Annotated in this window: 10 protein-coding genes; 5 read left to right on the forward strand and 5 right to left on the reverse strand. The window is 68.2% G+C overall.

The genetic code is table 11. The features are described 5' to 3' along the window. The first annotated feature begins 89 nt into the window (after positions 1-89). From AABF56_RS08650 to AABF56_RS08660, 3 genes are all read left to right on the forward strand, one after another. Positions 90-1,565 (forward strand): YcjX family protein, encoded by a 1,476-nt coding sequence (locus AABF56_RS08650; RefSeq protein ID WP_272805620.1) that lies wholly within the window; start codon positions 90-92, stop codon positions 1,563-1,565. After that, positions 1,562-2,623, forward strand: a complete 1,062-nt coding sequence (locus AABF56_RS08655; RefSeq protein WP_272805621.1) for a YcjF family protein — start codon at positions 1,562-1,564, stop codon at positions 2,621-2,623. Before AABF56_RS08650 ends, AABF56_RS08655 begins: the two co-directional genes overlap by 4 nt. 200 nt (positions 2,624-2,823) lie before the next feature. Continuing rightward, entirely contained in the window at positions 2,824-3,372 is a 549-nt protein-coding gene (locus AABF56_RS08660; protein ID WP_244769666.1) for a hypothetical protein, read from the forward strand. Here AABF56_RS08660 and folK read toward each other — a convergent pair. The 3 genes from folK to folP are packed head-to-tail and all read right to left on the reverse strand — an operon-like array spanning position 3,365 to position 5,137. Continuing rightward, positions 3,365-3,883: a 2-amino-4-hydroxy-6-hydroxymethyldihydropteridine diphosphokinase gene (gene folK, locus AABF56_RS08665; RefSeq protein WP_272805622.1), complete on the reverse strand. Its 519-nt coding sequence runs from the start codon at positions 3,881-3,883 to the stop codon at positions 3,365-3,367. The two genes, AABF56_RS08660 and folK, sit on opposite strands and share 8 nt — an antisense overlap. Next, positions 3,873-4,241 carry a dihydroneopterin aldolase gene (gene folB, locus AABF56_RS08670; RefSeq protein WP_133035251.1) on the reverse strand — a complete coding sequence of 123 codons (369 nt, stop codon included), beginning with the start codon at positions 4,239-4,241 and terminating at the stop codon, positions 3,873-3,875. The genes folK and folB overlap by 11 nt, the downstream gene beginning before the upstream one ends. Before the next feature lie 23 nt (positions 4,242-4,264). Further along, positions 4,265-5,137, reverse strand: coding sequence for a dihydropteroate synthase (gene folP, locus AABF56_RS08675; protein ID WP_272805623.1), 873 nt, complete (start codon positions 5,135-5,137; stop codon positions 4,265-4,267). Positions 5,138-5,375: 238 nt separating this feature from the next. On the opposite strand from folP, the gene AABF56_RS08680 reads away from it, so the two are divergent. Further along, on the forward strand, positions 5,376-5,987 hold the full coding sequence (locus AABF56_RS08680) for a DUF922 domain-containing Zn-dependent protease (RefSeq protein ID WP_443021096.1): 612 nt from the start codon (positions 5,376-5,378) through the stop codon (positions 5,985-5,987). Positions 5,988-6,423: 436 nt separating this feature from the next. On the opposite strand, the gene AABF56_RS08685 is transcribed toward AABF56_RS08680, so the two are convergent. Together AABF56_RS08685 and AABF56_RS08690 are read right to left on the reverse strand one after the other, a co-directional pair. Further along, positions 6,424-6,744 (reverse strand): 2Fe-2S iron-sulfur cluster-binding protein, encoded by a 321-nt coding sequence (locus tag AABF56_RS08685; RefSeq protein WP_023512203.1) that lies wholly within the window; start codon positions 6,742-6,744, stop codon positions 6,424-6,426. 324 nt (positions 6,745-7,068) lie between these two features. Beyond that, positions 7,069-7,437 (reverse strand): Hpt domain-containing protein, encoded by a 369-nt coding sequence (locus AABF56_RS08690; RefSeq protein WP_272805624.1) that lies wholly within the window; start codon positions 7,435-7,437, stop codon positions 7,069-7,071. A gap of 529 nt (positions 7,438-7,966) precedes the next feature. Between AABF56_RS08690 and AABF56_RS08695 the strand changes: the two genes are divergently transcribed. Next, the gene (locus AABF56_RS08695; RefSeq protein WP_272805625.1) at positions 7,967-14,683 is read left to right on the forward strand and encodes an apolipoprotein A-IV repeat region-like domain-containing protein; all 6,717 of its coding nucleotides are present in this window, start codon (positions 7,967-7,969) and stop codon (positions 14,681-14,683) included. Positions 14,684-14,746: the final 63 nt, after the last annotated feature.

Consider the following 14,746-nt stretch of genomic DNA (forward strand, 5'->3'; position numbering starts at 1 on the left):
GTGTGCGCGACATGGTTTGAGCGAAAGGGCCGGCCTCTTTTTCCGCCGGATTTCGTTTCCTATATCGCCTTCGATGCTGGAAAGAGACCTTGCCCCCTAGCCTGACCACCCTGACCGACGAAGCCCTGCTCGCGCTCGACGCGCTGACCGGCCGCGCCACCAATCTCGTCAACCCGTCGATCCGCCTCGGCGTGACGGGCCTGTCGCGCGCCGGCAAGACCGTGTTCATCTCCTCGCTCGTGCACAATCTCCTGAACGGCGGCCGCCTGCCGCTGTTCGAGGCGGGGCGCTCGGGGCGCGTGTCAAAAATCCGGCTGGAGCCGCAGCCGGACGACGCCGTGCCGCGCTTCCAGTACGAAGACCATATCCGCGCGCTGGTCGCCGACCGCCTCTGGCCGGATTCGACCCGCGCCATATCGCAATTGCGCCTGACGCTCGACTATGAGAGCGCCTCCGGCTGGGGGCGCCTCTTCTCGCCCGGACGGCTGTCGATCGACATCGTCGACTATCCCGGCGAATGGCTGCTCGACCTGCCGCTGCTCGCGCAGGATTTCCGCGCCTTCAGCGCGAACACCGTGGCGCTGGCGCAGTCCGGCATCCGCGCGGAGCTGGCGCGCGACTGGCTGGCGCTGTCGGCCACCATGGACCCTGCCGCCGAAGCCGAGGAAGCGACGGCGCGCACGCTGGCGGAAGCGTTCACCGCCTACCTGAAGGCCTGCAAATCCGACGAGCGCTCGCTCTCCACCCTGCCGCCCGGCCGTTTCCTGATGCCCGGCGATCTCGAAGGCTCGCCCGCCCTCACCTTCGCGCCGCTGCCGAACCTTCAGGAAGGCCACCCCGCCAGGGGATCGCTGCATGCCATGATGGAGCGCCGCTACGAGGCCTACAAGACGCATGTGGTGCGCCCGTTCTTCCGCGAGCACTTCGCCCGGCTCGACCGGCAGATCGTGCTGATCGACGCCCTGCAGGCGATCAACCGCGGCGCCGAGGCCGTGCATGACCTGGAGCGCGCGCTCGGCGACGTGCTCGATTGTTTCCGCGCCGGCGCGAACAGCTTCCTCTCCTCCTTCGTGACGCGCCGCATCGACCGCATCGTGATTGCCGCCACCAAGGCCGACCACCTGCACCACGAGAGCCATGCGCGGCTGGAAGCCGTCACCCGCCGCCTCGTCGAGCGCGCCATCGAGCGCATCGGCATGAGCGGCGCCGGCATCGAGGTGATGGCGCTCGCGTCCGTGCGCGCCACCCGCGAGGCGACCGTCAAGCACGAAGGCGAGGACCTGCCGGTCATCGTCGGCGTGCCCATGGCCGGCGAGCGGATCAACGGCGAGATTTTTGACGGCGAACGGAAAACAGCCATATTTCCCGGGGACTTGCCGAAGGATCCGGATTCGCTTTTCAAGGAACTTGAATCCCTGCCTGAAGGTGAGGCGCCGCATCTCTTGAACTTCGTGCGCTTCCGCCCGCCGCATATCGAGGAGACGGGCGGCGGCCTGAAGCTCTCCGTGCCGCACATCCGCCTCGACCGCGCGCTGCAATACCTGATCGGAGACCGGCTCGCATGAACGACCGCCCGCGCAAGCCCGCCGCCTTCTCGCTGCCCGCCGGCTCCCCGCAGCCGCCCGAGCGCACGAAGCCCCGTGCTCCCGCCGCCTTCGACGACGCCGTCACGCTGACGCCGGATGCCGAGGATCCCTTCATCGCCACCACCGCCGACCTGCCGGACCTGACGCCGCCGGTCGCAACCCCGCGCAAGCGCCGCCTGACGCTCGGCCGCATCGCCCTCGGCGCGCTCGGGCTCCTCGTCTCGCTCGCCATCGGCCTCTGGGTCGATGCGCTGATCCGCGATCTCTTCAGCCGCAACGACTGGCTCGGCTATCTTGCCGTCGCCGCCGCCGCCATCGCCGTCCTCGCCGTCTTCGGCCTCGTCGCGCGCGAGCTGATCGGCCTGCGCCGCCTCGCCGCCGTGCAGGACCTCAAGCGCGACGTCGCCGAGGCCGCCCTCTCGCCGAGCCCGTCGGTCGGCCGTGCCATCCTCGCCCGCCTCGTGCATCTCGTCGCCGCCCGGCCGCAGACGGCGCGCGGGCGCGCGCGCCTTGCCGAGACCGAAGGCGAGATCATCGACGCGGCCCACCTCGTCGACCTTGCCGAGCGCGAGCTGATGGCGCCGCTCGACCGCGAGGCGCGCGCGCTGATCCTCGGCGCCGCCAAGCGGGTCTCCATCGTCACCGCCGTCAGCCCGCGGGCGCTGGTCGATCTCGGCTATGTCATCTACGAGAGCAGCCGGCTGGTGCGCGGCATGGCGGAGCTCTACGGCGGGCGCCCCGGCAAGATCGGCATGCTGCGGCTGATGCGCGACGTCATCGCCCATCTTGCCGTCACCGGCTCCATCGCCATGGGCGACAGCCTGGTGCAGCAGGTGCTGGGCCACGGGCTCGCCTCGAAACTCTCCGCCCGGCTCGGCGAAGGCGTCATCAACGGCCTGATGACGGCGCGAATCGGCATCGCCGCCATGGACCTCTGCCGGCCCATGCCCTTCCGCGCGCTGAAACGGCCCGGCATCGGCGATTTCATCGGCGACCTGACGCCGAACATGGCGGGCGGCCGGCGCGACGAGGCGTAATCTGCGGCGCCGTGCTTCAATCACGGCGCGCAAAGGACGCCGCAGCACTGTGGGATCGTTGCAACACCCCGGTTTTGCGGGCCTGCACCGCGGGTAAATGACGAAGGGCAAGACGGGCGGAAACCGTCCATTAACCATTTTCGCGCAAATCTCGTCGCACACAAGCAGGCCGGATGGCCGTCGCCCATCAAGGATCGTTCATGTACTCGCGCACTTCTTTGATCGCCCGCGTCTCCGTAGCGGCCTTCCTCGCAGCCGCCGCCGTCGCGCTTCCCGCCTCCGCCGGCCCGCGCGACAAGGCCTTCTTCGAGCAGGTCACCGGCAGCTGGCAGGGCAAGGGCGAGATCGTCGCGGGCAAGTACAAGGGCACCAAGTTCGCCTGCGACCTGACGGGCGACACCACGCCGGCCAAGGGCGCCGGCATCCAGCTCGACGGCTTCTGCCGCGTCGGCGTCTTCAAGCAGCCGATGTCCGCCCTCATCACCCGGTCGGGCGGCACCTACAAGGGCAAGTTCCTCGACGGCGCCGCCGGCAAGGGCCTCGACATCACCTCCGGCCAGGTCAACGGCAACAAGGTGGTCGTCGGCATCAACCGGCAGAAGCTGAACGGCGCGATGATCGCGCGCCTGGAAGGCGACAACAAGATGAACATCACCATCTCGGTGAAGGTCGAGGACAAGATGGTGCCGGTCATCGGCGTCTCGCTCGACCGCAATCTCGACGACATCGCCGTCGGCTCGATCAAGTAGTCTTCCACCATTCCGGTCCGGCGCTCGCCGGCTCGATGCCCGCGACATCCGCATCCTCCAGCCAGGAGGCCACCGTTCGTCCCTCGACCGCGAGGTCGGGCGCCACGTCCGCAAGCGGCATCAGCACGAAGCCGCGCCCCGTCATGCGCGGATGCGGCAGCTCCAGCCGCCCGCCGGATTGCGCCACGCCCTCATAGGTCAGGACATCGATGTCGATGGTGCGCGGGCCCCAGCGCTCCTTGCGCTCGCGCTTCATGTCGCGCTCGATGGCAAGGCAGGTGTCGAGCAGCGGCTCGGGCGCGAGCGTCGTCTCGACCAGCGCACAGGCGTTGAAGAACCAGTCCTGATCGGTCTTTCCCCAGGGCGGCGTGCGGTAGAGCCGCGAGACGGCCGTGACGCGGCAATCGTCCCGCGCGTCCAGCGCCCGCAGCGCCTCGGCCATGGCGCGCACGGGATCGCCGATATTGCCGCCGAGGCCGAGCGCGGCCCGGCGGAAGGGCTCAAACGGCATGATCGACCGTCACCTGCACATGGTCCAGCACGCCCGGCACCGGCGCATTCGGCTTGCGCACCGTGATGCGTGCGCGCGAAATCTGCGGGAAGCGGGCACAGAGCACGGTGGCGATCTCCTGCGCCAGCGCCTCGATGAGATAGCGGCGCTGGCCGGTGACGATCTTCTCGATCTCCTGGAAGGCGACGCCATAGTCGACGGTCGATTCGATCGCGTCGTCGGAGAGCGGGCGCAGCGGCTTGACCTCCAGCTCCGCGTCGACGAAGAACCGCTGGCCGAGGAATTCCTCGGCATCGTGCAGGCCGTGGCGGGCGAAGAAGGCACAGTTCTTGAGCGTGATCGTGTAGGTGGTGGTCATGGTCTTTCCTGTCTGGCTGCCTGTCAGGCGCGCGCCTCGCGTGCCGTCACCTTGCGCCCCGCGGCGAGCATAGCATCCGCCATCGCCAGCGCATCCCTGTTGATTGCGACATCGTGCACCCTGAAGACCGCCGCGCCGGCAGCCCGCAGCAGCGCGGTGGTGGCGGCCGTGCCGGCATCCCGGCCTTCCGCCTCGCGCCCCGTGACGGCGCCGACGAAGCGCTTGCGCGACGTGCCGGCCAGGATGGGCAGTTCGAAGCCGTAAAGCTCGCCGAAACGCGCCATCAGTTCGAGGCTCTCCTCCGTATCCTTGGCAAAGCCGAAGCCCGGATCGAGCACCATCGCCTCGCGCGCGATGCCCGCGGCCCGGGCGATCTCCAGCGAGCGGCCGAGGAAGAGATACTGGTCCTCCACCACATCCGGCCGCTTCTCGCGGTCACGGCCGGTATGCATGATGCAGAGCCCCGCCCCGGTTTCGGCGGCAATGCCGGCAATGTCGGGTTCGCGCTGCAGGCCGTGCACGTCGTTGACGATATGGGCGCCGGCCGCAACGGCAAGCCGCGCCGTCCCGGCCCGGTAGGTATCGACCGAGATGAGCGCGTCCGTCGTGCCAGAAAGCGCCTCGATGACGGGCAGGATGCGGTCCTGCTCCTCCGCCGCCGACACGGCAGCGGCGCCGGGGCGCGTCGATTCCCCGCCGATATCGACGATCTCCGCCCCCTCTTCGAGACAGAGGATGGCCTGCGCCACGGCCTTGTCGGCGCTGTCGAACCGGCCGCCGTCGGAAAAGGAATCCGGCGTCACGTTGACGATCGCCATCAGAATGCCGCGCGGGCCCAGCTCCAGGGACCGGCCATGGGCGAGCGCCCAGCGAAAGGGTTCGAATGGCGAGAACATGGCGGTTTCCTCCCGCAGTCAACGACGGCGCCGCGCGCCGGGGACGCTACGATACGTTAGAATCTCCCCGACACCCTTAGCTTTAAATCAACGGGTTTGAAGTTAAGGGTATCGAGCGGCATCCCGGAAAGGGTGTTGCGCTCGCCGTGCCTATGCCCCAAGCTTGGGGGAAGTTCAACCGGCGCCTTCAGCCGGCCTGTGCATCGGACGATCCGGTGGCGAAAGGAATGCTGACTGAATGACGACCATCGCCCGCCTGATGGCCCTTGCCGCCCTCGCCTGCCTCGCCGTCCCGCCGGCCCGCGCCGAGACCATCACCTCGAAATCCTTCGCCTATTTTTCCGTCGGCGGGCGCACGGCGGCCGAGCTCGACGAGGAGCTGTCGAAACGCGGACCGGTGATGAAGCGCAGCGGCTCGCGCCATCCCGGCGCCACCCGGATCAAATGGGGCGGCTCGGTGACCTATGTGCGCCGCGGCAGCCGCTGCGCCGTCGGCGAGGCGCGGGTGACCCTCTCCACCGAGATCATCCTGCCGCGCTGGAAGAACCGCAAGCGCGCCACCCCGTCGCTCGCGCTCATCTGGGATACGCTTTCGAGCGACATCAAGCGCCATGAGGAGCGCCACGCCGAAATCGCCCGCACCCACGCCCGCAACCTGGAACGCACGCTGAAGACCCTGCGGCCCGAAGCCGACTGCGAGCGCATGCAGGCGCGCGTCGACCGGGCGACGGCCGATGCCGTCTCCAAGCACGATGCCGACCAGGCGCGCTTCGACCGCATCGAATCGAAGAACTTCAACGACCGGATGATGCGCCTCCTGGTGCACCGGCTGAAGAACCGCACCGAGTAAAGGCGCGCGCTGCAGGCAGGTATTTCCTGGAAGAGCTTCAGTGGAACGGGACCGGGCCAAGGCCCGGGCGCTTTTCCATGCATGAAATGACTGGTTAGTTTTAGCGATAGCGCAATTCCGCAAATCGCCGTATTTTTATACCAACAGTGAACGGGAAGACGATTTTCCTTCCCGAAGTTGCATGAAGCGGTTTGTAACAGGTTCTCCTGGCGCGTCCTTACCAAAGCAGCAGGTGTCTCCTCCCTCTCCTGCCTGCGATGCGCCCTCCTGGCCTCGCTCGTCCTGACCGACCGGCGAGGCTCTTTTTTTGCCCTTCTATTCTTGCGAGCCCCCAGAAACCCGCGATCTTTTCTTCATGCGCGAAGAAGAGACACAAAATGCCGGCCGAACCCGGGTCGGATTCGGCCGCTGCCTCAATCAGTCTGAAGGAAAGATGTCAGGCCTGGCGCTCGGGAACGTGGACCACGAGCCCGTCGAGCGCATCCGACATCTTGATCTGACAGGAGAGCCGCGAGGTCGGGCGCACCTCGTAGGCGAAGTCCAGCATGTCCTCTTCCATCGCTTCCGGCGGGCCGACGGTCGCGCTCCAGGCGTCGTCGACATAGACATGACAGGTCGCACAGGCGCAGGCGCCGCCGCACTCGGCCTCGATGCCGGGCACCGAGTTGCGCACGGCATTTTCCATGACCGTGGAGCCGTTGGCGACATCCAGTTCGTGGCGCGTGCCGTCGAAGGCGACGATGGTGAGTTTGCTCATGATGGCTTCCGGATCCTCAAGACTGCCCGGGGCGGGCGATGGCGCTGCCCGGGCGGACGAATGAACGGCCGGCGGAAAGGTGGTCGGCCCGCCGGTTTTCCGCGGACGTTTCCAACAAAACCCCTCCCCAGTCAACATCGCGCGCCCGGCAGGTTCCGGATGGTCCGGGTGCGACGCCGGCTTTTCCCGCAGCGCTAAAGCCCGTCGCGCAACGGGCGCGGTGGTTTTGCGGCAGCGACGGGCGGTGAAGCAAGGGCCTGAAGCGCAGGAAGCGGATCTGTCGGATCGCGATGCGCTTCAGACACGCGGCAGGACCTGCGGCGATCAGCGGCAGAGTTTCAGGATGAAGTTTTCCGCCTCGACCACGGCGGCGGCGACGCCGGCCAGCGCGATGGCATCGGCCGGATTGTCCTCGAGCGCCGCGGCCGTCTTGCTGACGGCGGTGGCGCCGACGGACTGGGCGGAGCCCTTGAGACGGTGGGCGACCGCGCTCCGCGCCGCGCCTTCCGAGGCCGCCAGTTCCTTCATGCTCGCGCGGGCCTGCCGTGCGAACATCTGCAGCACTTCCAGCTCCAGCCCCTTGTCGCCCATGGTCTGGCGGGCCAGATGTACCAGATCGATCGGCTTTTCCCCGGAATGGGACATGCCGCCTGCATTGTCGGGCGCCTCGAATGCGATGTTGAGCGCTGCCATTTGCCAATATCCTTATAGACGCGGTTTACGCTTGTTTCCTTGTGGTGCACGCAGATGTCGATGCGGGACGGGTGTATTCGCCGCTCCATACAGGGACATGGGACAGCCATTCTGCGCGGCCGGCGCGGCTATCCGATTAAAAGACGGCGCAAAATGGGCATGAATCGCAAACTATGGTTAACGGCTGAAAAATTGCCTTTTTCGCAAGGTTTCCATCGCGATACAGAATCGCCCGATGTTAACTTCCTGTTAAGTTTCGGGCGAAGGGAGATGGCAATGAATTGTGTGATACAGGCTAATGTGTCACTACGATACGACCGGATAGTCCCGGTGGATAAGCCGTGGGCGGAGATACACCGCTTCGCCTTTTCGGTCTATCGAGCGAATTTGGAATGAACGGCGGTCCGGACGCTGCTTGCCATGAGGGTATGCAGCAAGACCGGCCACCAACCGGACCGGTTCGAATGCGCCTGAGCAGCGGCAGCGCGCATGAAGCCCGATCCCGGATATGGTAACGAGGCGTAACCGCATGGCGACGAACAAGTCCACCGAGTCGATCGACGACAAGGCCTTCCAGGCCCTTGAAGAAGCATTGAAAATCGACTTTGACGATCTAGCGCCGGAGACGCCCTCGAAGAAGGACGCTTCGGAAGCCCATGTGCCCGAACCAGCTAACAGCGTTCCCAACAAGACGCAGGAAAAACCTGCCAATCGCCCTGCTTCCGGCGAGACCGCACGGGGCCACGGTCCCGAGCAGGCGCCGAAGACGCCTGCCTTCACGCCCGCCAACGACGGCTCCCGCAAGACGCCGGCCGCGATCCTGAAATCGCTGGACGTGCGCTCGGGCCGCGCCTCGATCCGCATGGCCATCCTGATGTCCGTGCTCTGGGTCATCGGCGGTCTCGGCGTCGCCAACCTTCTCTATGCGCCCGAGATCTGGCAGATCCGCTCGGTCGCCGACCTCGTGGCGCTGCCCGGCGCCATCGGCATGGTCGTCGCCATCGTCATGCCGATCATGCTGTTCTTCGCCTTCGCGATCATGATTTCCCGCGCCCAGGAACTGCGCAGCGCCGCCCGCTCCATGGCGGAGGTCGCGCTCCGCCTCTCCGAGCCGGAAACCGTCGCCAGCGACCGCATCATGGCCGTCGGCCAGGCGGTGCGCCGCGAAGTCTCCGCGATGAACGAAGGCATCGAGCGCACCATCGCCCGCGCCACCGAGCTCGAAACCCTCGTGCATTCGGAAGTCAACGCGCTTGAGCGCAGCTATTCCGACAACGAGATGCGCGTGCGCACCCTCGTCCAGGAACTCGGCGCCGAGCGCGAGGCCATCGTCAGCCACGCCGAGCGCATCCGCTCTTCCATCTCCGGCGCGCACGAGCAGCTGAAGGACGAGCTGGCAAGCGCCGGCGACAACCTCACCCAGCGCCTCGCCACCTCGGGCGAAGCCTTCGCCTCGATGCTCGACACCCGCGCCGCCATGCTGATGGAAAAATCCGACAGCGCGACGCAGACGATCGGCGCCATGCTGTCGGCCCGTACCGACAGCCTGCTGTCGACGCTGAGCTCGTCCGGCCTCGCGCTCGCCAACGAGTTCGACAGCCGCCTCGACCAGCTCACCAAGACCCTCGATTCCCGCGGTCGCGACCTCCTGCAGCAGTTCGAGACCCGCGCCAACTCGCTCGACACGAACACCGAGAAGCTGAACGCCGCGCTGAACGAGCGCGCCAAGCAGCTCAACGAGACGCTGATCGCCCGCACCCGCGAGATCAGCGAAAGCCTGTCGATCGGCCAGCAGGCCGTCACCGGCGGCCTCGACGACGTTCTCCAGGCGATGAACGCCGCGCTCGACGAGAAGGGCGCGCAGTTCCGCCAGAGCCTCAAGAACGCCGCCGACGACACGGTCATGGACCTCGACCTGCGCACCGGCTTCTTCGACGAGCGCATGCAGGCGACCGTCGGCCGGGTCTCCGGCGCCTTCGACCAGCGCGTGGAAGAGTTCGCCCAGGCCTTCGACCAGCGCGCCGGCTCGCTCGACAGCAAGCTGATGGAAAGCCTCGCGCGCATCAACGAGACGGTCGCCAGCGGCCGCGAGGCGATGGACGGCATCCTCACCTCCAGCATCGAGCGCCTCGGCAGCACGCTCACCGACCAGTCCTTTGCGCTCGCGACCACGCTCGCCACCAGCCAGGAAGTCATCGAAAACGCCGTTTCCGGCCATGCCGACGCCATCTCCAGCGCCGTCAGCGGTGCGCATGAGCGCATGGGCGCGGTCCTGTCGGAAAAGTCCGCGGCCCTGCTCGGCGGTCTCGCCGAGGTGCAGAACCGCATCGAGAGCGGCTTCGGCAGCCGCGCGGATGCGCTGGCGGAAAGCATTTCGGGCAGCGAACGCCGCCTGACGGAGGCGCTGGATTCCCGCGGCTCGGCGATCGCCACCGACATCGAGGCCGCCCAGGCCCGCATGGAAGAGGCGCTCGGCGCCCGCGCCAGCGCGCTGGTGGAGAGCATTTCGGGCAGCGAGCGCCGCCTGACGGAGGCGCTGGATTCCCGCAGCACCGCGATTGCCAGCGGCATCGAGGCCGCCCAGGCCCGCATGGAAGACGCGCTCGGTGCCCGCGCCGACGAGATCTCCTCGACGATCGCCGCCAGCCACAACCGCATCGACGGCGCGCTTTCCGAGCGCACCGCCGCCCTCTCCTCCATGCTGAACGAGACCGGCAGCCAGCTCGAACAGTCCGTCGGCGCGGCCGCCAGCCGGGTCGAAAACGCCCTGACGGGCGCCGCCCGCCAGATCGACGACGCCATCACCGGCCGCACGGCCAATCTCGCATCGGTTCTGTCCAACAGCGCCGGCGCCATGCAGTCCGCGATCGATGCGGCGGCAGACCGCGTCGAGACGGTCCTGTCCGAGGGCAACCAGCAGCTCACGGGCGTCCTGCACGGCCAGGCGGCCGAGTTCGCCGAGGCCTTCTCCGGCCGCGCCGCCAACATCGCCGAACAGCTCTCCGGCCGCGCGTCGGAACTGGCCGGCTCCCTCGTCTCCACCCATGAGCAGATCCGCGCGACGCTCGACGACCGCATCGACGCGATCAACCTCGCCATCAGCGAGGGCCGCAACCAGCTCGCCGAAACGCTGAACGACCAGGTCGCCACCATCGGCACCTCGATCGCCACCAGCGCCGGCATGCTGGAACTGTCGATGGAGCAGCTCTCGGATCGCGCCTCGACGCTCGCCGGTTCGCTCGTCTCCACCCACGACGAGATCCGCGCGACGCTCGACGACCGCATCGGCGCGATCAACCTCGCCTTCAGCGAGGGCCGCAACCAGCTCGCCGAGACGTTGAACGACCAGGTCGCCTCCGTCGGCACCTCGATCGCCACCAGCGCCGGCATGCTGGAACTGTCGATGGAACAGCTCTCGGGCCGCGCCTCGACGCTCGCCGGTTCGCTCGCCTCCACCCATGACGAGATCCGCGCGACGCTCGACGACCGCATCGACGCGATCAACCTCGCCATCAGCGAGGGCCGCAACCAGCTCGCCGAGACGCTGAACGACCAGGTGACCACGATCGGCACCTCGATCGCCACCAGCGCCGGCATGCTGGAACTGTCGATGGAACAGCACGAGGAGGCCCTCCGCCGCACCATCGACGGCAGCGGCGCCCTGCTCGACCAGCGCGTGCGCGAAAGCGTCGGCGCCGTTGCCGAACGCCTGGTCGAAACCTCCGCGAAGATCGTTCACGCGGCCGACACCTTCGGCAACCGCATGGAACAGACGGTCGACAACGTCGCCAACCGTTTCGACACGACAGGCAGCCGCCTCGAGGAGAATCTCGGCAAGCTGGAAGCCCGCATCGAGCACAGCGTCGACCACGTCTCCGGCCTCGTCGACACCGCCGCCTCGCGTATTTCCGACACCCTGTCGGAACGCCTCACCGACCTCGACCGCATCGGCGGCGACGTCTCGCTGCGCGTCTCCGACGCCCTCTCCCGGCCGATGGCCGAGGTCGAGCGCATCGGCGACGAGACGACGGCGCGCATCGCCGCCGCGCTTTCCGGCCGCGTCGGCGACATCGAGCGCCTCAGCGCCAGCGCTGCCGAGCGCATCGAAGGCGCCCTCTCCGGCCGCATCGGCGATATCGAGCGCGTCACCGGCGAAGCCGCCGAGCGCATCGACGGCGCGCTGGCAAGCCGCGCCGACCAGATCGCCCGCGTTGCCGGGGAAGCGGCGGACCGCATCGACGACACGCTGATCGCCCGCGCCACCCAGATCGAGATGACGGTCGGCAATGCCGCCGAACGCATCGATGGTGTCCTCGTGGGCCGCGTCGACGAGATCAACCGCGTCGTGGGCCAGGTCGCCGATCGCATCGACGACACGCTGCTGGCCCGCGCGACGCAGATCGAGCTGACGGTCGGCAACGCCGCCGAACGCATCGACGGCGCCCTCGTCGGCCGGGTCGACGAAATCAGCCGCACCGTCGGCGAAGCCGCCGAACGCCTCGAAGGCACGCTCCTCAACCGGGCAAGCCAGATCGAGACGACCGTCGGCAATGCCGCCGAGCGCATCGACGGCGCCCTCGTCAACCGCGCCGACGAGATCAGCCGCGCCGTCGGCGAGGCGGCCGAGCGCATCGACGGCACGCTGGCGAACCGCGCCGGCGAGATCGCCCGCATCGCCGGGGAAGCGGCCGAACGCATCGACAGCACGCTCACGGCCCGCACCGGCGACATCGAACGCGTCACCGGCGAGGCCGCCGAGCGCATTGCCGGCACGATCGACGAGAAGACCGGCCGCATCGAGGAACGTCTCGGCACGATGGACCGGGCGCTGACCATCGGTCTCGACAACGTCAACCGCACGATCGACGGCAAGGCCGCCGGCCTCGCCGCGACGCTGCGCGATGCCGTTTCGCAAGCCGCCCAGGACATGGATGCCGAAGCGATCCGCTCGGCCCAGTCGCTCGCCAAGACCGGCGAGGAATTCGCCAGCCTCAGCTCCTCGCTGCGCGGCGCGGTTTCCCGCGCGGCCCAGGAAATGGGCGCGGAAGCCCAGCGCGCCGCCGAAAACATCGCCCGTACGGGCGAGGAGTTCGCCGGCAACCTGTCGGCCCGCAACGAAGCCTTCGCCCGCGCCGTCGAGGAAACCACCTCGACCGCCGTCGCCCGCTTCGCCGAGACGGAAAGCCGCCTCGCCGACCAGGCCCAGTCGCTGCGCGCCGGCCTCGGCGACGTCGAGAAGGCGCTGGAGGCGCGCGGCGCCTCCATCCGCTCGACGCTCGACGAGCGCACCCGCGAGCTCAACTCCATGCTGGCAAGCCGCACCGAGGAGCTCGCCCGCCTGATCGACGAGGAGGCCCGCCCCGTCATCGACAGCTATGCCACCGTCGGCCGGGAGGCTGCCGAGGGCATCGGCGGGGTCGCCCGCGACGCGGCCGAGCGCATCAGCGGCGTTGCCCGCGAAAGCGCCGAACGCCTGCGCAACGAGAACGCCGCGCTCATCAACGCGATCTCCGCCCGCACGGCCGACACGCTCGCCGCCATCACCAGCCGCACGGAAGAAGCCGCCGGCACGATGCGCGAGATCGAAAGCGGCCTTGCGGCCAATGTCGAAAGCCTGATCGCCCGCCTTTCGGAAAGCAACGGCGCGATCGCCGGCATCGTCGACGCGGCGAGCCAGACGCTCGGTGCCATCGACGGCCGCCTGACGAGCACGGCCGAGCGCTTCTCCACCTCCGCCGAGCGCGCTTCCGACATGGTGTCCACCACGTCGCGCCTGCTCGAGGGCAAGGTTGATCGCCTGTCCGACATCTCCGCCGGCACGCTGTCCCAGATCGGCAGCATCGTCGGGCGCTTCGAGGATCATTCGAAGATCCTGTCGCAGGCCTCCGACCTGCTCGCCGCCGCCCAGTCCAACCTCGTCTCGACGCTGGAAGAACGCCAGGATGCGTTGCGTTCGCTCTCCGTCGGCCTCGTGCAGCGCTCGGAAGAGATCGAGAAGACCATGCAGTCGCTCGAAGGCATGGTCGAGGGCGCCTTCAGCCGCGCCGAGGAACGTTCCAACCTCATCGCCGGCAACCTGCGCGGCGGCATCCAGAGCTCGTTCGCCGAAGTCGGCCGCATCCTGAGCGATACGGAGAAGCGCGCCGAGGCCGCCGCCAATTCGCTGCGCGAGCAGCTGATGAAGGCCGGCGAGGAAGCGGGCCAGTCGGTCGAGGGCTCCTTCGCCCGCGCCGAGGAGCGGACCAGGGAAGTGGCGAACCGCCTGCGCGGCAGCGTCGGCGCCTCGCTCTCCGATGTCGATCGCCTGCTCGCCGAGAGCGGCAAGAAGTCCGAAGCCGCCACGACCGTCATGCGCGAGACGCTGCGCGAGGCCGTCGAGGAGGCCGTCGGCAAGTTCTCCGGCGCGACCGAGGAAATCCGCCGCGCCGCCGCCGATATCCGCAAGGAGCTCGACCAGACCCGCGGCGAGCTGAAGCGCGGCGCCTTCGACCTTCCGGAAGAAGCCAAGGAAAACGCCGCCCAGATGCGCCGCGCCGTCAGCGAGCAGATCAAGGCCCTGCAGGACCTGTCCGACATCATCGGCAAGTCCTCCTCCGCGCTGGAAGTCTCCCGCCCGGCGGTGGTCCAGGCCAAGGTCGTCCAGCAACAGCAGCTGGTGCAGGAAACCCGCGTCGAGCCCCGCCGCGAGGAACCGGTCCAGCTGCGCGGCAGCCTCGGCCTCGAGCGTGCCGCCGCGGCCACCGTGCCGCAGCCCCTGCCCGCGGAGACCGAGGCCAAGACCGCCGGCGAAGGCGGCTGGATGCGCGACCTCCTGCGCGGCGCCGTCTCGCGCGAGGAAGCCCAGTTCGGCCAGCCGCGCTCCGATGGCCAGGCCGCCCGCCCGGACAACCGCAACCCGCGCCATGTCGTCGAATCGCTGAACTCGCTTTCGGTCGATATCGCCCGCGCCATCGATCACGACGCCTCGGTCGACCTGTGGCGCCGCTACCAGCGCGGCGAGCGCGACGTCTTCACGCGCCGCCTCTACACGCTGAAGGGCCAGCAGACCTTCGACGAGATCAAGCGCAAATACGAGCGCGAGCCGGAATTCCGCACCGCGGTCGACCGCTACATCTCGGACTTCGAGAAGCTGCTCGCCGATGTGGCCCGCAACGACCGCGACAAGGTGATGACGCAGACCTACCTCACCTCGGACACCGGCAAGGTCTACACCATGCTGGCCCACGCGGCAGGCCGCTTCAGCTGAGCGGACCCGACAGCACGGACAAACGGCCGCCCGCAAGGCGGCCGTTTCGCGTTAGGGGCCTTG

The sequence above is a fragment of the Shinella sp. WSC3-e genome (genome assembly GCF_945994535.1).
GTDB lineage: Bacteria > Pseudomonadota > Alphaproteobacteria > Rhizobiales > Rhizobiaceae > Shinella > Shinella yambaruensis.